Consider the following 18,212-nt stretch of genomic DNA (forward strand, 5'->3'; position numbering starts at 1 on the left):
GAACCGGCCCGGCGCACCGGGCGGGTCCCGTCGGGCGCCGGCCCCGCGCCGGCCGCCCGCGGCCGCCGCTCACCGGTCCGGCCACGCGGAGAGCCGCAGCCCGCTCTCGAAGCGGCGCGGCTCGCCCGTGACCGGATCGGTGAACTCCAGCACCCGGGCCAGCAGCTGGAGCGGCCGCGACCAGTCGTCGGCCGCGCCCTCCGCCTCGACCACCGGATAGACCGGGTCGTGGACCAGCGGCAGCCCCAGCCCGCTCATGTGGACCCGCAACTGGTGGGTGCGCCCGGTGGCGGGCAGCAGCCGGTAGCGGCCGAGCCCCGCCCGGTGCTCCAGCAGCTCGACCCGGGTCTCGCTGTTCGGCTCGCCCGGCTCCTCGCGGGCGGCCATGACCCCGCGCTCCTTCACGATCCGGCTGCGCACGGTCCGGGGGAAGGCCGTCCCGGGGTCGTACGGCGCCACCGCCTCGTACTCCTTGCGCACCCGGCGGTCCCGGAACATCGTCTGGTACGCGCCCCGCTCCTCGGGCCGCACCACGAAGAGCAGCAGCCCCGCCGTCAGCCGGTCCAGCCGGTGCGCGGGCTGCAGCGCGGGCAGCCCCAGCTCCCGGCGCAGCCGGGCCACCGCCGTCTCGGTGACATGCCGGCCGCGCGGCGTGGTCGCCAGGAAATGCGGCTTGTCCGCGACGACGAGATGCGCGTCGCGATGGACGACGCCGACCGGGAACGGCACCGGCTCCTCCGGCGCGAAGTCCCGGTGGAACCAGATGTGCCGGCCCGCCGCGTACGGCTCGTCCGCCCGCACCGGGCCCCGCACGGAGACGAACCGGCCCTCGGCGAACAGGGCGTCCACCCGCGCCGCCCCGACCGCGCCCGCGAACCGCTCCCGCAGATGATCACGGACCGTCGGCCACCGCCCGCCGGGGTCCTCCGGAAGCCGCAGCCGGACCGGATCGATCCCGTCCCGCTGGGGCAGCGGCGCCGCCGGCGGCTTCGCGCGCCCCCTCATCGGGCCCTGCCGTCCGGCACGACGCTACGCATGAACACGGGCTCCTCGGGTCCTCGGGTCCTCGTCCTGGCGGGGCGGCCCGGTATCGCCGGTCCGCCCCGACCACCGGGGCGCCGCCCCGGAAAACGAAGAAACCCCAGCTCAGCTGGGGTTCTCAGTGGTGTCCGAGGGGGGACTTGAACCCCCACGCCCGATAAAGGGCACTAGCACCTCAAGCTAGCGCGTCTGCCATTCCGCCACCCGGACAAGGTGTCTGTCTCGCGGGCCTCGCCCGTTCCGACGTGGAAAACAATAGCAAACATCCGGGGGTGCTCGATCACACCGGGGGAGTGTGAAGGGAGCATGACGAGAAGTAGGGGGCCTTGGGCGGGCGCACCGGGCGCGGGAGGATGGGAGCGAGCACCTCAGCGACAGTGGAAGGAAGCAGTGTGAGCGAGACCAACACGGCCCGGACCGTCTCGGGCGAGGACGAGGTCGTGGACCTCTGTCGTGAGCTGATCCGGATCGACACCAGCAACTACGGCGACCACTCCGGGCCGGGGGAGCGGGCCGCCGCCGAGTACGTCGCGGAGAAGCTGGCCGAGGTCGGGCTGGAGCCGCAGATCCTCGAGTCGCACAAGGGCCGGGCCTCCACCGTGGCCCGCATCGAGGGCGAGGACCCGTCCCGGCCCGCGCTGCTCATCCACGGCCACACCGACGTGGTTCCCGCCAACGCCCACGACTGGACCCACCACCCCTTCTCCGGCGAGGTGGCGGACGGCTGCGTGTGGGGCCGGGGCGCGGTCGACATGAAGGACATGGACGCGATGACCTTGGCGGTCGTCCGGGACCGGCTGCGCGCCGGCCGCAAGCCCCCGCGCGACATCGTGCTGGCGTTCCTCGCCGACGAGGAGGCGGGCGGCACCTACGGGGCGCGGTACCTCGTGGACAAGCACCCCGGCCTCTTCGAGGGCGTCACCGAGGCGATCGGCGAGGTCGGCGGCTTCTCCTTCACGGTGAACGAGAAGCTGCGGCTCTACCTCGTCGAGACGGCCGAGAAGGGCATGCACTGGATGCGGCTCACCGTGGACGGCACCGCCGGCCACGGCTCGATGACCAACGGCGACAACGCGATCACCGAGCTGTGCGAGGCAGTCGGCAGGCTCGGTCGGCACAAGTGGCCGGTCCGGGTGACCAAGACGGTGCGCTCCTTCCTCGACGAGCTCTCCGACGCGCTCGGCACCCCGCTCGACCCGGAGGACATGGACGCCACGCTGGAGAAGCTCGGCGGCATCGCCGGCATGATCGGCGCCACCCTGCGCAACTCGGCGGCCCCCACCATGCTCGGCGCCGGATACAAGGTCAACGTGATCCCCGGGCAGGCGACCGCCCATGTCGACGGCCGCTTCCTGCCGGGCCACGAGGAGGAGTTCCTGGCCGACCTCGACCGCATCCTGGGCCCGCGGGTGAAGCGGGAGGACGTGCACGCGGACAAGGCGCTGGAGACCACCTTCGACGGCTCGCTCGTCGACGCGATGCAGGTCGCCCTGAGGGCCGAGGACCCGATCGCGCGTGCGGTCCCCTACATGCTCTCGGGCGGCACCGACGCCAAGTCCTTCGACGACCTGGGCATCCGGTGCTTCGGATTCGCCCCGCTGAAGCTGCCTCCGGAGCTCGACTTCGCGGGCATGTTCCACGGCGTGGACGAGCGGGTGCCGGTGGACGGCCTGAAGTTCGGTGTGCGCGTGCTCGACCGGTTCATCGACCACAGCTGAGCCCCGCCGCCCGGGGCGGGGATCCGCGCCGCCCCGGCCGCCCTCACGGCACGTCAAGAATCGTCAACGTGTGCGTATATGACCGGAACGAGTGAAAGGAACCATACGCTCGTAGCCCGATTAGCTCTTCCTCGTTACAGGTGGTGCGGTCCGCGGCTGGGACCGCATTGCCAACTAGGAGGAACAATGATCAAGAAGGTCGCCGCTGCTGCGGCTGTGACCGGCGGTCTGGTGCTCGCGGGCGCGGGCATGGCCGTCGCCGACTCGGGTGCCCAGGGCGCCGCGATCGGCAGCCCCGGCGTGATCTCGGGCAACGTCATCCAGGTGCCCGTGCACGTCCCGGTGAACGTGTGTGGCAACACCATCAACGTCATCGGGCTGCTGAACCCCGCCTTCGGCAACACCTGCGTCAACGCCTGACGTGTGGGTCAACCCGTGAGGGTTTGAAACCGGTCGGCCCCGGAGTGCGTGCCATGCACTCCGGGGCTGCTGGTACTCCGCCCCCGCACGACCGAGTCCGGGGGTATTCCGGAAGTGCAGAAGGCAGGAATCAAGGTATGCGACAGGTCACGCGCAAGGGCCTGATCACCGTTGCGGCTGCGGGCGGCGTGCTCGCGATGGGCGGCGGATACGCGCACGCCGACGCGGGAGCGTCCGGCGGAGCGGCGAACTCCCCGGGGGTGCTTTCAGGGAATTCCGTACAGATCCCGGTCGACGTGCCGGTCAACGTCTGCGGCAACTCCGTGGACGTCGTGGCGCTGCTCAACCCCACGTTCGGCAACACCTGCGGAAACGGTTCGCAGGATGCCGCTCCGGGGAAGCACGCCTCCGGCAGCCACGTGTCCGGCGACCTGACCCAGGCCGGCCGGCCGGGGACGGGCAAGCACCGGGCCCCGCTCGGCGGCGGGGCGACGGTCCAGGGCGTCGCCAAGGGCTCGCCGGGCGTGCTGTCCGGCAACAACATCGCGGTGCCGGTCGACGTTCCCGTGAACGTCTGCGGGAACAGCGTCACCATCGGCGGACTGCTCAACCCCGCCTTCGGCAACGAATGCGGGAACGACTCCGACGTCGTCACCCCGCCGGTCGGCACCCCGGTCACTCCGGTCACCCAGCACAAGCCGCCGGCGCCGGAGCCGCACACCGTGCCGAAGGCTCCCGGGACGCCGGACGTCCCGCAGCTCGCCCACACCGGGGCGGGCGGCGTCGGCCTGCTGATCCCGGCGAGCGCGGGCCTGCTGCTGGCGGGCGCCGGCGCGGTGCTCTACCGCCGCGCGCGGCTGTCCGCGTAGCCGACCGCGCGACGGACCGGAGCGCCGCAGGCGCGCACGGCGAGAAAACGGCGGGCCCCGCGATCGCGGGGCCCGTTCCGTTTCACCAGGTGGCCCGGAGCTGGCGGATGATCCGCCGTCGCAGCCGCACCCTGCGGCTGCCGTCACGCCGCAGCGTCAGTCGGTCCAGCTCCCAGTGCCCGTACTCGGCATGGTCGGTCAGCAGGCGTGCGGTCTCCTTCCGGGACACCCCGCGCGGTACGTACACGTCGACAAATTCGTATTCCGGCATCGCATCCATTGTGCGGGCAGAGGCCCGGTACGGATAGCGTCTGCACCATGTCTGATGCTGCGCAGCCCACCGCTGCCGAGGTACGCGCCGCCGCCGAAGCCATCAAAACCGCGCTCGACCGTCACCTCACCGCGGTCGAACGCCGGACGGGGGACGACGACCCCGCCGTCTACGACGCGTTCAACGACCTGGCCGCCGCCGCCGAGTCGTACGACGAACTGCTCTACGCCCGCTACGACGAGGTCACCCCCTTCGAGATCCCGGGCGCGGACGACTCCCTGCCCCCGTACACCGGCCCCGAGGAGCCGAACGCGCTGAGCGTTCTGATCCGGCGGGACTACGCCGTGGTGGAGCCGCCGCGGCTGATCGCCCAGGCGCAGCGGATCGCCGCGCTCGACCCCCACGACCGGGCCTTCGGGAACGCCCCGGCCGTCGGCTCCAGCGTCCACGCGGCGCTCGGGGTGCTGTTCGGCGAGTACGAACCGGACGAGATCGCGTCCCGGCACGCCGAGTTCGGACTGGAGGAGGGCGACTCCACGCTCTGGGTCACGGCCGCGGAGGAGCTGCCGGAGGCGGGGGAGTGGCTCGGAGCGCCGTTCGAGGACGCGGATCCGCAGCTGGTGGTCTGCCGCTTCGACGTCAGCGCCGTCTTCGACGAGGACGACGAGGACGACGACGCGGAGCCGGCCGGGCTGGCGGCGGACACCTCCTGACCCGCACCGCACCGCCACCACCGGCCCTGGGCCCTGTCTTCAAACTGCCGCACGGCCCGGCCTCCGGCCGAACGACGGCAGTTTGAAGACAGGTCCTCGCCGCCCGGACGATTCTTCCGGGCGGCGAGGCCGCCGGACCCGCACGCTCAGCGGGCCGTCGCCTCCAGGAGGCCGCGCAGCCGTGTCGTGCGCTCCCGGGCCGGGGACTGGGCGACCGCTCGCTGGAGCACCTGCTGCACCCCGTGCACCACGGACAGATGCCGTTCGGCTCGGCCGAAGGCGGTGTACACCCAGGGGCGGCTCAGGCCCTGCGCCGCGTCGCCCGGCAGGACCACGACCACCGCGGGCCACCGCATCCCGGCCGCCTGGTGGGCGCTGAGGGCCCAGCCGTGCCGCACCGACGACGCGACCCGTGCCTGGGGCACGGTGATCCGCGCGCCCGCGCAGTCCAGGTGCAGGCCGTCGGCGTCGGCCGAGACGACCACCCCGGGCACGGTCCGGCCGGGCGCCGGGACATGGACGACCCGGTCGCCCGGATCGAATCCCGCGAACCGCCCGGGACCGGGGTTGAGCCGCTGCTTGAGCGCCTCGTTGAGGGCGCGGGTGCCGGCGAGGCCGCCATGGCCGACGGTGATCACCTGGGTGTCGGCCGCGGGGACGCCGATGGCGCGCGGCACCGAGTCCGCGACCAGCTGCACGGTGCGGTGCACCGCCTCGCCCGCGTCGCGCACGGGGACGATCACCACCTCCTTGCCCGGCGCCTCGACCTGGTTGAGCTCGCCGACGCCGATGCCGGAGACCAGCTCGCCGATGGGGCCCGGATCCGGCGTGCGGGAGACGACCTGCGGGCAGGCGCGGGCCGCCAGCACATCCGCGAAGACCTGTCCCGCGCCCGCCGAGCCCAGCACGCCCGGGTCGCCGCTGAGCACCAGCCGGGTCCCGTCGGCCAGGGACTCCACGAGCATCGCGGCGGACTCGACGTCCAGCTGCGGGGCGTCCAGCACGACGAGCAGGTCGACGGCGACCGCCCCCTCCTCGTCCCGACCGGGGCCCTCCGCGCCGGAGAGCAGCCCCGCGAGGGTGACGGCCGTCGCCGGATCGCCGGTCGCCTCGGCCAGCCTGCGTCTGCCGTCGACGCTGTGCGTGGCGCCCAGCGCCCGCAGGCCCAGCGCGCGGGCGGCGGTGAGCAGCGCGGCGGGCTCGGCACGGGCGGCCTCGCCGCCGGTGTGCGCCACGATGCCGTGGGCCGAGACCGCGCGGATCAGCTCGGCCGCCGACGGGGAGCCCGCGGCCGAGGCCGCCGCCGTCCAGTCGGCGTCCTTCTCGCAGGAGTGGGCCAGCCGGGCCAGGCCGTCGGCCAGGCTCTCCTCGGCCAGCGCGTACCGGTCGAGGCCGAGCAGGACCCGGACCGGCTCCCGCTCCGGCTCGTCCGCGCCGCCCGCTTCCTCGTCGGCTCCGGCGGGGGCGGCCGGGGCCGGGCCGTCCTCGTCCTCGTCTTCCTGGAAGACGAGGACGACGCCCTCCGCGACGGCGTGACGGACCGCCGCCTCGGGGTCGGGCACCGCGTGCTCGGCGAGCGAGGCACGCACCGCCGCCGCGTCCACCGCCGTATGGCCCCGGAGCGCGGCCCGCTGCATTAGCCGGCCGACCAGGGCGTCCGTCCTGCGCTCGTCGCCCGGGCCGCAGGCGGCGCCCAGCAGGGCCCGCGCGAATCCGTCGGCCTGCTCGGGCCCGACCCCCGGCACGGCCAGCATCCGCCACGGGTCCGCGCGCAGGACGTCGGCCGCCCCGGCGCCGAGGGCCTCGGCCGTCGGTCCCGCCAGCGCCGTAGGGGCGCCGCCCTCGGCCAGCACGGCGGCCACCGCGGACACGGTCTCCGCCGAGGGGCCCCGGGGCGCCGGGGCCGGCTCGGGCGGGCGGGGGCGCGCCGGGGCGGGGGCGGGGGCGGCCCGCCGGGGCGCGGCCGGGGCGGGCGCGTCGAAGAACTCGGCGGCGGGCTTCTCGCCGCTCTCCACGGCCCGCACGGCGGCCAGCAGATCGGCCGCCCGGCCGCTCAGCTTGCCGCCGGCCTCGACGGGGCCCTGCTTCTCGGCCTTGCGCTGTTCGATCCGCTCCCTGAGCTCGCGCTGGGCGGCGAGCTCGGCCTCGGCCTCCGAGAGCGGGGCGGCGGCCGGCTCCCCGGCGTCGCCGGTCCCGTCGCCCGCGTCCCCGTCGCCCGCGTCCCCGCCCGTTCCGTCGTCCGGCGTCTCCTCGCCGCCGTCGGTCGTGTCGGCCCCGCTGTCCGGCGCTCCCTCGCCGTCCGGCGCGTCGTCCGCTCTCCCGTCCGCGGCGGCCGTCTCCGCCGGTCCGGCCGTTTCGGCCGGTTCCTTCGGCCCGTCGGCCGCCGACGAGCGGCCGGCCGTTCCTGCGGGGGCGGAGCCGTCCGGGGCGTCGGCGGGGGCCGCGACGGCTTCCGCCTCGTCGTCGGCCGGGGAGCCGGGGTCCTGTCCCCCGGGTAGCGCGGTCACAGCGTGCTCCAGTCCTGGTCGGGGTAGCGGTGCACGGGCGCCGACACATCGTCGAGCGCCCGGCAGATCTCGTCAGGAAGACTAAGCGCCTCCACCGACAACGCCTCCGTGAGCTGCCGCGCGTTGCGCGCGCCGATGATCGGGGCCACCACACCCGGCCGGTCCCGGACCCAGGCGAGCGCCACCTGGAGCGGCGTCGTGGCCAGGCCGTCCGCCGCCGTCGCCACCGCGTCCACGACACGCGCGGCGGCGTCGTCCAGATACGGTTCGACGAACGGGGCCAGCAGTTCCGAGGCGCCGCGCGAGTCCGAGGGAGTGCCCGTGCGGTACTTGCCGGTCAGCACCCCCCTGCCCAGCGGCGAGGACGGCAGCAGGCCCACGCCCAGGTCGAGGGCGGCCGGCAGCACCTCCCGCTCCACGCCCCGCTGCAGCAGGGAGTACTCCATCTGGGTGCTCGCCAGCCGCGTGCGCACCCCGGGCGAGGCGAGCTGCCAGGTCGCCGCCTTCGCCAGCTGCCAGCCGCAGAAGTTGGACACCCCGGCGTACCGCGCCCGGCCGCTGGACACCGCCAGGTCCACCGCCTGGAGCGTCTCCTCCAGCGGGGTCAACGGGTCGAAGGCATGGACCTGCCACAGGTCGACGTGATCCGTGCCGAGCCTCTCCAGCGAGGCGTCCAGGGCGGCCAGCAGATGCCCGCGCGAGCCGTTGAACCTGCGGTCCGGGTCGGCGACGCTGCCCGCCTTCGTGGCGATCACCAGATCGTGCCGCGGGACCAGGCCGTCGGTGAGCCGCCCGAGCAGGTATTCGGCCTCCCCGCCGCCGTACACGTCGGCCGTGTCGACCAGCGTGCCGCCCGCCTCCCAGAACGCCTTCAGCTGTTCGGCGGCGTCGTGCTCGCCGGTGTCCCGGCCCCAGGTGAGGGTGCCGAGCCCGATCCTGGACACGCGAAGGCCGGTACGGCCGAGATGCCTCTGCTCCATGGGCGCTGAGATTACTGGCCAGAGCCCCACTCGGCGGCAGCTGTGGACAACCCGGCCGCGGGGCTCCCCTGCCGGAACGGGCGGACGGGCGCTAGAGTCCGAGATCTCAGAGACGTTACTGATCGGTAAGGGGAGCGGCCATGCGGCTCGGCATCAATCTCGGCTACTGGGGCGCGGGAATGGACGGCGACAACCTCGCCGTCGCCCAGGAGGCGGACCGGCTCGGCTACGACGTCTGCTGGGCGGCCGAGGCGTACGGCTCCGACGCGCCGACCGTCCTCGCCTGGGTCGCCGCCCAGACCGAGTCCATCGACGTCGGCTCCGCCATCATGCAGATCCCGGCCCGGCAGCCCGCGATGACGGCGATGACCGCCGCCACCCTCGACTCGCTGTCCGGCGGCCGGTTCCGGCTCGGGCTCGGCGTGTCGGGACCGCAGGTCTCCGAGGGCTGGTACGGCGTGAAGTTCGACAAGCCGCTGGCCCGCACCCGGGAGTACGTCGAGATCGTCCGCCGGGCGATGTCCCGCGAGCGGCTGTCCTACGAGGGCCGGCACTGGACGCTTCCGCTGCCGGACGGACCGGGCAAGCCCCTCAAGCTCACGGTCCACCCGCAGCGCGAGCACATCCCGCTCTACATCGCCGCGATCGGCCCGAAGAACCTGGAGCAGACCGGCGAGATCGCGGACGGCGCCCTGCTGATCTTCCCCTCCGCCGAGCACCTGGAGGACACCGCCGTCACGTATCTGCGGGCGGGCCGCGAGAAGGCCGGGCTGACCATGGACGGCTTCGACGTGTGCCCGACGCTGCCGCTCGCCGTCGGCGACGACGTCAGCGCCCTCGCGGACACGTTCCGTCCGTACACCGCGCTGTACGTGGGCGGCATGGGCAGCCGCGAGCAGAACTTCTACAACCGCCTCGCGCAGCGCATGGGGTACGAGAAGGAGGCCGCCGAGATCCAGGACAAGTACCTGGCCGGCGACAAGAACGGCGCCGCCGCCGCCGTCCCGCACCAGCTGATCGACCGCACCACGCTGCTGGGCCCGGTCGAGCGGATCGCCGAGCGCATGCGCGAGTACGCCGCCGCGGGGGTCACGACGCTGACGCTGGCCCCGGCCGGGTTCACGCTCGACGAGCGCGTCGCGGCCCTGCGCGCGGGCACGGAGGCCCTGGAGCGGTCCGGGCTCGCGTAGCCCGCCCGCGCCGGGACCGGACCCCGCCCGTCCGGGGCGCGTACGCCGGACGGGCGGCCCGGGGGACCCGCGGCCGGGGCCGGGGCCGGGGCCCGGCCGTCCCCCGCCGCGGCCGCAGGCCGGAACGACACCCGGCGGGGAGACGGCTCACGCCGTCGGAGCCGGCGTCCCACCGGAGGCGGGAGGCACGGTCCGGCGCGTGCCGCGTGCGTGCGCGCGGTTCACGGCGCCGGGCCCCCGCGTCACAGCCAGCCGCGACGCTTGAAGAGCCGGTGCAGGGCGAAGACCACCACGCCCATCAGCAGGATCACCGCCGGATAGGCCCACACCCAGTGGAGCTCCGGCATGTGCGCGAAGTTCATGCCGTAGATCCCCGCGACCATCGTCGGCACGGCGGCCATGGCCGCCCAGGCCGAGATCTTGCGCATGTCGTCGTTCTGCCGCACGCCCACCTGCGCCAGATGGGCGGAGAGGATGTCCGAGAGCAGCCGGTCCAGCCCCTCCACGTACTCGTTGGCCCGGGTCAGATGGTCGCTCACGTCACGGAAGAACGGCTGCGAGTGCTCGTGCACGAACGGCACGTCCGCGCCCGCCAGCCGGGCCATGGGCGCGCTCAGCGGCCCGGCGGCCCGGCGGAACTCCATGATCTGCCGCTTGAACGTGTAGATGCGGGAGGCGGTGTTCTTGGCATCCCCAGAGGCGGTCGGCGCGAACACCTCCGTCTCCAGCTCCTCCAGGTCGGTCTGGAGCTCGGCCGCCACGTCCATGTAGTGGTCGACGACGGCGTCGCTGATCGCGTACAGCACCGCGGTCGGCCCGTGCCTGAGCACCTCCGGCTCGGCCTCCAGCCGGCGCCGCACCGCGGCGAGCGGCGCGCCCTCCCCGTGCCGGACCGTCACCACGAAGGAGTCGCCGACGAACGCCATCAGCTCGTCGGCGGTGACGGTGTCGCTCAGGTGCTCGTACACCACGGGCTTGATGACCGCGAACAGCGAGTCGTCGTACACCTCCAGCTTGGGCCGCTGGTGCGCGCTGAGCGCGTCCTCCACGGCCAGTGGATGGAGCCCGAACTCCTCGCTGACGCGCGCGACCTCCCGCTCCGTCGGCTCGTACAGCCCGATCCAGAGAAACGCGTCCCCGTGGGCCCGTGCCTCCGCCAGGGCGGCGGAGAGATCGGCGGGGCCCTCGGTGCGTCGCCCGTCCCGGTAGATCGCACAGTCCACAATCACGGCGCGCATTCTTCCCTGCCGGGTTCCCCCGCGCATCCCGGCGGCCGCCTACGCTGGCCCGTATGCCCACCCTGATTCTCGTACGCCACGGACGTTCCACCGCCAACACGGCCGGGGTGCTCGCCGGCCGCACCTCGGGGGTCACGCTCGACGAGCGCGGTACCGCACAGGCCGCCGCGCTCCCCGGACGGCTCGCGGCGCTGCCCCTCGCCGCCGTCGTCACCAGCCCTCTGCGGCGCTGCCGGGAGACCCTGCGTCCGCTGCTCGACGCCCGGCCCGGCCTGGTGCTGCACACCGAGGAACGGATCAACGAGTGCGACTACGGCGACTGGTCGGGCCGCAAGCTCGCCGAACTCGCCGACGAACCGCTGATGGACGTCGTGCAGCGGCACCCCTCGGCCGCGGCGTTCCCCGGCGGCGAGTCGATGCGCGCCATGCAGACCCGGGCCGTGGACGCCGTACGGGACTGGAACGCGCGGATCGCGGCCGAGTACGGCGACGACGCCGTCTATCTCATGTGCTCGCACGGCGACATCATCAAGGCGCTGGTCGCGGACGCGCTCGGCACGCATCTCGACCTCTTCCAGCGGATCCACGTCGATCCCTGCTCGGTGACCGCGATCCGCTACACCAGGCTGCGCCCCTTTCTGCTGCGGCTCGGGGACACCGGCGACCTCGCCCCGTTGGCGCCGCGCGAACACCCCGACGGCACGGCCCCGGACGCGCGCCCGGCGGGCGGCGGCGAGGCGGACGCAGCGGTCGGCGGCGGCGCTGGGGCGCCCTGATCGTTCCGCGCAGTAGGGTGGACGCGCCGTGGGCCCGTCACGCCGGACCCCACCGGACCCCGGCCGCCCCCCAACCCCACATCCGCCGTCGATCTTCAAGGGAGACAGGACGTGTCCCGTCAGGTGTTCCTCTACGACCCCCCGGACCGCTTCGTGGCCGGCACGGTCGGGCTGCCTGGACGTCGTACGTTCTTCCTGCAGGCTTCCTCGGGTCCGCGCGTCACCAGCGTGGCCCTGGAGAAGACGCAGGTCGCCGCGCTCGCCGAGCGCATCGACGAACTGCTCGACGAGGTGGTGCGGCGGACCGGCGGGAACTCCCCGGTGCCCGCCGTCGCGCCCGCGGACGTCACCGACACCGCCCCTCTCGACGCGCCGGTCGAGGAGGAGTTCCGGGTCGGCACGATGGCGCTCGCCTGGGACGGCGAGGAGCAGTGCCTGATCATCGAGGCGCAGGCGCTGGTCGAGCTGGACGTCGAATCCGACGAGGATCTCGCGGAGGCCGAGGAACGGCTGCTGCAGGACGAGGAGAACGGCCCGCCGATGCTCCGGGTGCGGCTGAGCGGCGCCCAGGCGAGGGCCTTCGCCAAGCGCGCCCTGGACGTCGTGAACGCCGGGCGCCCGCCGTGCCCGCTGTGCAGCCTGCCGCTCGACCCGGAAGGACACGTATGCCCGCGCCAGAACGGATACCGCCGCGGAGCCTGAGCGACGCCGAACTGGTCACGGTGCTCACCGAGGGCCGGCTCACCGTTCTCGGGCAGGTGCGCGACGCGTCCAACGCGGTGCTGCTCTGTACGGTCGCCCACGAGGGCGAGGAAGTGAGCTGTGTCTACAAACCCGTGGCCGGGGAGCGGCCGCTCTGGGACTTCCCGGACGGCACCCTCGCACAGCGGGAGGTCGCCGCGTACGAGATCTCCGAGGCGACCGGCTGGGGGCTGATACCGCCCACCGTTCTCCGGGACGGACCGTACGGCGAGGGCATGTGCCAGCTCTGGATCGACGCGGAGCCGGACGGCGACGAGCCCTCCGCCGACGGCGGCCCGCCCCCGCTGCTCGCGCTCGTCGAGGACGAGGAACCGGGGGAGGGCTGGAAGGCCGTCGTCCGCGCCGAGGTCGGGGAGGGCCGGACGGCCCTGCTGGTGCACGCGGACGATTCCCGGCTGCGGCGGATGGCGGTCCTCGACGCCGTGATCAACAACGGCGACCGCAAGGGAGGCCATCTGCTGCCCGCGCCCGGCGGCCGGCTCTACGGCATCGACCACGGCGTGACCTTCAACGCCGAGGACAAGCTGCGCACCCTGCTGTGGGGGTGGGCGGGCGAGCCGCTGACGGCCGAGGCCGCCGGCGTCGTCGAGCGGCTGGACGCGGAGCTGGCCCCCGGCACCCCGCTCGTCACCCGGCTGGGCGAGCTGATCACCCGGGCCGAGATCGAGGCGCTGCGAGGGCGCGTGGCCGGGCTGCGGACGTCGGGGCGGCACCCGGAGCCGAGCGGCAGCTGGCCGTCGATCCCCTGGCCCCCGGTGTGACCCGGAGCGGCGGCCCGCCGACGGCGTGACGGGCGAACGGCGCCCGTGGTCCGAAACGGTGACCCGCGCGGCGAGGACCGGGCGCCGGGGAGCCTCGGCCGGGGGCGGCGCGGAAGCGGCCCGGCGCGGGCCGGGCCCGCCGCGAGACGGCCCCGGCGGTCCGCCGCGCCCGGCCCGCCCGGGGCGATGCCCCGGGGAAACAGGCCATTCCGCCTGCGGAGCAGTGGGGGACGGGCGGGGCCGATGCGCCCGCCGGGGGCCGCGCGCCCGGCGGAGCGGGGTGCGCTCCGGGCCGATGCAGACGGGCCGCGTTCGCGCAAGAGCGCCTCTTCGGCCAGGATCCGGTATCCGGTTCGTATCCGGAAAGTGCATCCGGTTAGGCTCGATGCATGCATGCCTGGCCCGCTTCTGAGGTCCCCGCCCTGCCCGGCAAGGGCCGCGACCTTCGGATCCACGACACCGCGACCGGCGGTCGGATCACACTCGACCCCGGTCCCGTCGCCCGCATCTACGTCTGCGGCATCACGCCGTACGACGCGACCCACATGGGTCATGCGGCGACCTACAACGCGTTCGACCTCGTCCAGCGCGTGTGGCTCGACACCAAGCGGCAGGTTCACTACGTCCAGAACGTCACCGACGTGGACGACCCGCTGCTGGAGCGGGCCGTGCGCGACGGCCAGGACTGGACCGAGCTCGCCGAGCGCGAGACGGCCCTGTTCCGGGAGGACATGACCGCCCTGCGGATGCTTCCGCCGAAGCACTACATCGGCGCGGTGGAGGCGATACCCGGCATCGTCCCGCTCGTCGAACGGCTCCGGGACGCCGGCGCCGCCTACGAACTCGACGGGGACGTGTACTTCTCCGTCGAGGCGGACCCGCACTTCGGCGGCGTCTCCCACCTCGACGCCGAGGCGATGCGACTGCTGTCCGCCGAGCGCGGCGGCGACCCGGAGCGCCCCGGCAAGAAGAACCCGCTCGACCCGATGCTCTGGATGGCCGCCCGCGAGGGCGAGCCGAGCTGGGACGGAGGCTCGCTCGGCCGCGGCCGGCCCGGCTGGCACATCGAGTGCGTCGCCATCGCGCTGGACCACCTCGGCATGGGCTTCGACGTCCAGGGCGGCGGTTCCGATCTCGCCTTCCCGCACCACGAGATGGGCGCCTCGCACGCCCAGGTGCTGACCGGCGAGTACCCCTTCGCGCAGGCGTACGTGCACGCCGGGATGGTCGCCCTGGACGGCGAGAAGATGTCCAAGTCCAAGGGCAACCTGGTCTTCGTCTCGCGGCTCCGCCGCGACGGCGTGGACCCGGCGGCGATCCGGCTGGCCCTGCTCGCCCACCACTACCGGTCCGACTGGGAGTGGACCGACCAGGTGCTCGCGGACGCGGTCGCCCGGCTCGGACGCTGGCGGTCCGCCGTCTCCCGGCCCGACGGGCCGTCCGCCGAGGCGCTGGTCGAGGAGGTCCGCGAGGCCCTCGCGGACGACTTGGACGCACCGGCGGCGCTGGCCGCCGTCGACCGCTGGGCCCAGCGGCAGCACGCCGAGGGCGGCACGGACGAGGGCGCTCCCGGGCTCGTCTCACGCACCGTCGACGCGCTGCTGGGCGTCGCGTTGTAGCACCGCGCGCGGCCACGGCCCGCCGGCTCCCGTCCGTCGAACCGGTCCCGGACTTCTCGAAGAAGTTCGGGGCCGGTTCCGTTTTGTCCATGGTCAAGTGCTCGATGCTGCGCTAAAAGCGCTCTATGCAATCATCAACGCACATCAGAACGGCGGCAGTTGCGGCCCTGCTGGGGTTGATGGCCGTCCTCGCGGGCCCCGGCGCCGCGCAGGCCGGCGCCGCCGGACCGAAGACCTCCGCCGGGTCCACCGAGGCCGCAGCCCGGCCCGCGGAGACCTCCGCCGGGCCGGACACCACGGTCGGGCCCGTCACCGGCTTCTCCGCCGACGGGCCCGTCTACCGCCTGCGGGCCGGGGACGCCCGGATCCGGATCTCCTTCGTCTCAGCCGACGTCTTCCGCATCGAACTCGCCCCGGACGGAACGTTCTCGGACCCCACCGGCGACGACATCGTGCTGCCGCAGGGCGCCCCGCCGCGCACCCGGTGGAAGGAACGGGCCGACCGCTACGAGCTGTCCACCGACGCCGTCACCCTGCGCGTCCACAAGTCGCCGCTGCGCTTCGCGCTGTACCGGGCCGACGGGACGAAGGTCTGGTCCGAGGCCAGAGGACTGAGCTGGAACGCCGAACGGACCACCCAGACCCTGGACCGCGGCGCCGACGAGCAGTTCTACGGCGCCGGGATGCAGAACGGCCGCGGCAACACCTCGCACCGGGACCGGACCGTCGAGGTCGGCGTCGACTACGACTGGAACGACGGCGGGCACCCCAACTCCGTGCCCTTCTACCTCTCCTCGGCCGGATACGGCGTCTTCCGCAACACCTACGCGCCCAACACCTACTCCTTCACCGACCCGGTGACCGCCGCCGCGCAGGAACGGCGCTTCGACGCGTACTACTTCGCGGGCGACGGCGCGAAGGACGTCATCGGGCAGTACACCCGGCTCACCGGCAAACCCTTCCTGCCGCCCGTCTACGGGCTGGAGACCGGCGACGCCGACTGCTACCTCCACAACGCCAACCGCGGCGAGCGGCACACCCTGGACGCCCTGAAGGTGGCCGACGGCTACGTCGAGCACGACATGCCGAACGGCTGGATGCTCGTCAACGACGGCTACGGCTGCGGCCACGAGGACCTCGCCGAGACCGCCAAGGGCCTCCGGGACCGCGGTATGCAGCTGGGCCTGTGGACCGAGGACGGCATCGACGCGATCGCGGAACAGGTCAGGGCGGGCCAGCGGGTCGCCAAGCTGGACGTCGCCTGGGTCGGCGAGGGCTACAAGTTCGCCCTCGACGGCTGCAAGGACGCCTACCGCGGCATCGAGGACAACAGCGACGCCCGCGGCTTCACCTACGCCCCCGAGAGCTGGGCCGGCGCCCAGCGCTGCGGCGTCCAGTGGTCCGGCGACCAGTACGGCACCTGGGACTACATACGCTGGCAGATCCCGACGTACGCGGGCGCCACGATGTCCGGACTCGCCTACACCACCGGCGACATCGACGGCATCTTCGGCGGCAGCGCCAAGACGTACACCCGTGACCTCCAGTGGAAGATGTTCCTGGGCACCACGATGACCATGGACGGCTGGGCGGCGAACGACAAGCAGCCGTTCCGGTACGGGGAGCCGTACACCTCGATCAACCGCGACTACCTCAAGCTCAAGGAGTCGCTGCTGCCCTACCAGTACTCCTACGCGCACGAGGCGACGCAGACCGGCGTCGGCATGGTCCGGCCGCTCGCCCTGGAATACCCGGACGACCCGAGGGCGGCGACGGACGCGGCGAAGTACGAGTTCCTGTCCGGCAAGGACTTCCTGGTCGCACCCGTCTACCAGGACAGCACCGTCCGCGACGGCATCTACCTCCCCCGGGGCACCTGGATCGACTACTGGAGCGGCCGCACCTACCGGGGACCGGTCACCGTCGACCACTACAGCGCCCCGCTCGACACCCTGCCGCTGTTCGTCAGGGCCGGCGCCGCCGTGCCGATGTGGCCCGGCATCCGCTCCTACCGGGACCACGCCGCGGACTCCCCGCTCGCCTGGGACGTCTACCCGCAGGGCCGTTCGTCGTTCACGCTGTACGAGGACGACGGCGTCACCCGGCAGCACCGCGACGGGAAGTACGCCACCCAGACGGCCGAGGTGGACGCCCCGGTCCGGGGCACGGGCGACGTCACCGTGCGGATCGGCGCGAGCAGGGGCGAGTTCGCCGGGAAACAGCGCAGCCGCCCCTACGAGTTCACCGTCCACACCGGGTCCGAGCCCCGCGCGGTCGAGGCCGGCGGGAAGCTGCCCCGGCTGACCTCCGCCGCCGCCTTCGAGACCGCGCGGCAGGGCTGGTGGTACGACCGGGACGACCGCGGCGGAGTCGTGCGGATCAAGACCGCCCCGCTGCCCACCGACCGGAAGTTCTCCGTGAAGCTGAAGCGGACCAGCGCGGTCGGCGGCAGGGACGCCGCGGCCGCGGCCGCCGTCTCAGCCCCGGCCGGGCAGGAGCTGGGCGCCGGGACCGAGGGCGCCCTCGCCGTCGACGTCACCGCCGGCGCCGCGGACCTGACCGACGCCACGGTCTCGCTGGACGTCCCCGACGGCTGGCGGGCCGCACCGGCCGGTCCGGTCGGCAGGATCCCGGCGGGCGCCACCCGGCGGGTCGAGATCTCGGTCACCCCGCCGAAGGACGCCCCGGCGGGGGAGGCGCGGATCACGGCGGCCGTCCGCTACCGGGCGTCCGGCGAGTCCCGGACGGCCGTCCAGCGCCTCGCGGCCGCGGTGATGCCGTCGCCGCCCACCGGGGACACCTGGGCGAGCGACATGGTGTGGCTCAAGGAGACCAACGGTTACGGACCCGCCGAACGCGACCGCAGCAACGGCGAGTCGGGCGCGGCCGACGGACACACCCTGACCCTCGCCGGAAAGACCTACGCGAAGGGGATCGGCACCCACGCCGACTCCGACATCGAGGTCTATCTCGGCGGACGCTGCACCGCGTTCACCGCGGACGTGGGCATCGACGACGAGATCGCCGGCTACGGCGAAGTGGCCTTCTCCGTCGAGGCGGACGGCCGGGTGCTGTGGACCTCGCCGAAGGTGACCGGGGCCTCGGCGACCGTACCGGTCGACGTGAGGCTCGACGGCGCCCGCCATGTGCGCCTGAAGGTCACGGACACCAACGGGTCCAAGACCGGTGACCACGGGGACTGGGCCGCCGCGCGGTTCACCTGTGCCTGACCGCGTCCCCCGAACGGGACCGTGACGGCGCGGGGCGCCGGGCCGGAACTCCTCCCGCCCGGCGCCCCGCGACGGACCCCGCTGCGCCTCGGGGTCAGTGCTCGGACGGGCCGTCCG

At 73.9% G+C, this 18,212-nt stretch carries 15 protein-coding genes and 1 tRNA gene; 10 read left to right on the forward strand and 6 right to left on the reverse strand.

What is annotated here, in order from left to right; genetic code table 11:
* Window positions 1–69: 69 nt before the first annotated feature.
* Window positions 70–1,005 (reverse strand): pseudouridine synthase, encoded by a 936-nt coding sequence (locus tag WA762_RS33380; protein ID WP_335941194.1) that lies wholly within the window; start codon window positions 1,003–1,005, stop codon window positions 70–72.
* A 158-nt stretch (window positions 1,006–1,163) separates the two neighbouring features.
* Window positions 1,164–1,251, reverse strand: a tRNA-Leu gene (locus WA762_RS33385).
* 182 nt (window positions 1,252–1,433) lie between these two features.
* On the opposite strand from WA762_RS33385, the gene WA762_RS33390 reads away from it, so the two are divergent.
* The 3 genes from WA762_RS33390 to WA762_RS33400 all read left to right on the forward strand — a co-directional run bounded on the left by WA762_RS33390 (window position 1,434) and on the right by WA762_RS33400 (window position 4,048).
* Entirely contained in the window at window positions 1,434–2,759 is a 1,326-nt protein-coding gene (locus tag WA762_RS33390; protein ID WP_335941196.1) for a M20/M25/M40 family metallo-hydrolase, read from the forward strand.
* Window positions 2,760–2,945: 186 nt separating this feature from the next.
* A complete protein-coding gene (gene chpH / locus WA762_RS33395; protein WP_335941198.1) occupies window positions 2,946–3,179 on the forward strand; it encodes a chaplin ChpH in 234 nt (77 codons plus the stop codon).
* 137 nt (window positions 3,180–3,316) lie between these two features.
* Complete coding sequence (locus WA762_RS33400) at window positions 3,317–4,048, forward strand: chaplin (RefSeq protein WP_335941199.1); 732 nt, start codon at window positions 3,317–3,319, stop codon at window positions 4,046–4,048.
* Between the two features lie 82 nt (window positions 4,049–4,130).
* Here the strand turns inward: WA762_RS33400 and WA762_RS33405 are convergent, their stop codons facing one another.
* On the reverse strand, window positions 4,131–4,319 hold the full coding sequence (locus tag WA762_RS33405) for a DUF5703 family protein (RefSeq protein ID WP_030918345.1): 189 nt from the start codon (window positions 4,317–4,319) through the stop codon (window positions 4,131–4,133).
* A 47-nt stretch (window positions 4,320–4,366) separates the two neighbouring features.
* Here WA762_RS33405 and WA762_RS33410 point away from each other — a divergent pair, with 47 nt between their 5' ends.
* Window positions 4,367–5,032, forward strand: a complete 666-nt coding sequence (locus WA762_RS33410; RefSeq protein ID WP_335941204.1) for a hypothetical protein — start codon at window positions 4,367–4,369, stop codon at window positions 5,030–5,032.
* A gap of 146 nt (window positions 5,033–5,178) precedes the next feature.
* Here the strand turns inward: WA762_RS33410 and WA762_RS33415 are convergent, their stop codons facing one another.
* Together WA762_RS33415 and WA762_RS33420 are read right to left on the reverse strand one after the other, a co-directional pair.
* Entirely contained in the window at window positions 5,179–7,539 is a 2,361-nt protein-coding gene (locus WA762_RS33415) for a helix-hairpin-helix domain-containing protein (protein WP_335941206.1), read from the reverse strand.
* On the reverse strand, window positions 7,536–8,519 hold the full coding sequence (locus WA762_RS33420; protein WP_335941208.1) for an aldo/keto reductase: 984 nt from the start codon (window positions 8,517–8,519) through the stop codon (window positions 7,536–7,538). The genes WA762_RS33415 and WA762_RS33420 overlap by 4 nt, the downstream gene beginning before the upstream one ends.
* Before the next feature lie 140 nt (window positions 8,520–8,659).
* On the opposite strand from WA762_RS33420, the gene WA762_RS33425 reads away from it, so the two are divergent.
* Window positions 8,660–9,709, forward strand: coding sequence for an LLM class F420-dependent oxidoreductase (locus WA762_RS33425; protein WP_335941209.1), 1,050 nt, complete (start codon window positions 8,660–8,662; stop codon window positions 9,707–9,709).
* Window positions 9,710–9,951: 242 nt separating this feature from the next.
* Here WA762_RS33425 and corA read toward each other — a convergent pair whose 3' ends face one another.
* On the reverse strand, window positions 9,952–10,947 hold the full coding sequence (gene corA / locus WA762_RS33430) for a magnesium/cobalt transporter CorA (RefSeq protein WP_335941210.1): 996 nt from the start codon (window positions 10,945–10,947) through the stop codon (window positions 9,952–9,954).
* A gap of 53 nt (window positions 10,948–11,000) precedes the next feature.
* Between corA and WA762_RS33435 the strand changes: the two genes are divergently transcribed.
* The 5 genes from WA762_RS33435 to WA762_RS33455 all read left to right on the forward strand — a co-directional run bounded on the left by WA762_RS33435 (window position 11,001) and on the right by WA762_RS33455 (window position 18,095).
* The gene (locus WA762_RS33435; protein WP_335941212.1) at window positions 11,001–11,723 is read left to right on the forward strand and encodes a histidine phosphatase family protein; all 723 of its coding nucleotides are present in this window, start codon (window positions 11,001–11,003) and stop codon (window positions 11,721–11,723) included.
* Window positions 11,724–11,834: 111 nt separating this feature from the next.
* Window positions 11,835–12,425, forward strand: coding sequence for a DUF3090 domain-containing protein (locus WA762_RS33440; RefSeq protein WP_335941214.1), 591 nt, complete (start codon window positions 11,835–11,837; stop codon window positions 12,423–12,425).
* Entirely contained in the window at window positions 12,389–13,246 is an 858-nt protein-coding gene (locus WA762_RS33445) for an SCO1664 family protein (protein WP_335941216.1), read from the forward strand. The genes WA762_RS33440 and WA762_RS33445 overlap by 37 nt, the downstream gene beginning before the upstream one ends.
* A gap of 389 nt (window positions 13,247–13,635) precedes the next feature.
* Window positions 13,636–14,865 (forward strand): cysteine--1-D-myo-inosityl 2-amino-2-deoxy-alpha-D-glucopyranoside ligase, encoded by a 1,230-nt coding sequence (gene mshC, locus WA762_RS33450; RefSeq protein ID WP_335941218.1) that lies wholly within the window; start codon window positions 13,636–13,638, stop codon window positions 14,863–14,865.
* 125 nt (window positions 14,866–14,990) lie between these two features.
* Window positions 14,991–18,095, forward strand: a complete 3,105-nt coding sequence (locus WA762_RS33455; protein WP_335941220.1) for an NPCBM/NEW2 domain-containing protein — start codon at window positions 14,991–14,993, stop codon at window positions 18,093–18,095.
* Window positions 18,096–18,212: the final 117 nt, after the last annotated feature.

This window comes from Streptomyces tyrfis, assembly GCF_037034285.1.
In the GTDB taxonomy this organism is placed as follows: Bacteria; Actinomycetota; Actinomycetes; order Streptomycetales; family Streptomycetaceae; genus Streptomyces.

Bases quoted from the DNA above. Each gene is read 5' to 3' on its own strand.
- WA762_RS33420 (WP_335941208.1), bottom strand. From the start codon at position 8,519: ATGGAGCAGAGGCATCTCGGCCGTACCGGCCTTCGCGTGTCCAGGATC.
- corA (WP_335941210.1), bottom strand. From the start codon at position 10,947: ATGCGCGCCGTGATTGTGGACTGTGCGATCTACCGGGACGGGCGACGC.
- WA762_RS33405 (WP_030918345.1), bottom strand. From the start codon at position 4,319: ATGCCGGAATACGAATTTGTCGACGTGTACGTACCGCGCGGGGTGTCC.
- WA762_RS33425 (WP_335941209.1), top strand. From the start codon at position 8,660: ATGCGGCTCGGCATCAATCTCGGCTACTGGGGCGCGGGAATGGACGGC.
- chpH (WP_335941198.1), top strand. From the start codon at position 2,946: ATGATCAAGAAGGTCGCCGCTGCTGCGGCTGTGACCGGCGGTCTGGTG.
- WA762_RS33410 (WP_335941204.1), top strand. From the start codon at position 4,367: ATGTCTGATGCTGCGCAGCCCACCGCTGCCGAGGTACGCGCCGCCGCC.
- WA762_RS33400 (WP_335941199.1), top strand. From the start codon at position 3,317: ATGCGACAGGTCACGCGCAAGGGCCTGATCACCGTTGCGGCTGCGGGC.
- mshC (WP_335941218.1), top strand. From the start codon at position 13,636: ATGCATGCCTGGCCCGCTTCTGAGGTCCCCGCCCTGCCCGGCAAGGGC.
- WA762_RS33455 (WP_335941220.1), top strand. From the start codon at position 14,991: ATGCAATCATCAACGCACATCAGAACGGCGGCAGTTGCGGCCCTGCTG.
- WA762_RS33445 (WP_335941216.1), top strand. From the start codon at position 12,389: ATGCCCGCGCCAGAACGGATACCGCCGCGGAGCCTGAGCGACGCCGAA.
- WA762_RS33435 (WP_335941212.1), top strand. From the start codon at position 11,001: ATGCCCACCCTGATTCTCGTACGCCACGGACGTTCCACCGCCAACACG.
- WA762_RS33380 (WP_335941194.1), bottom strand. From the start codon at position 1,005: ATGAGGGGGCGCGCGAAGCCGCCGGCGGCGCCGCTGCCCCAGCGGGAC.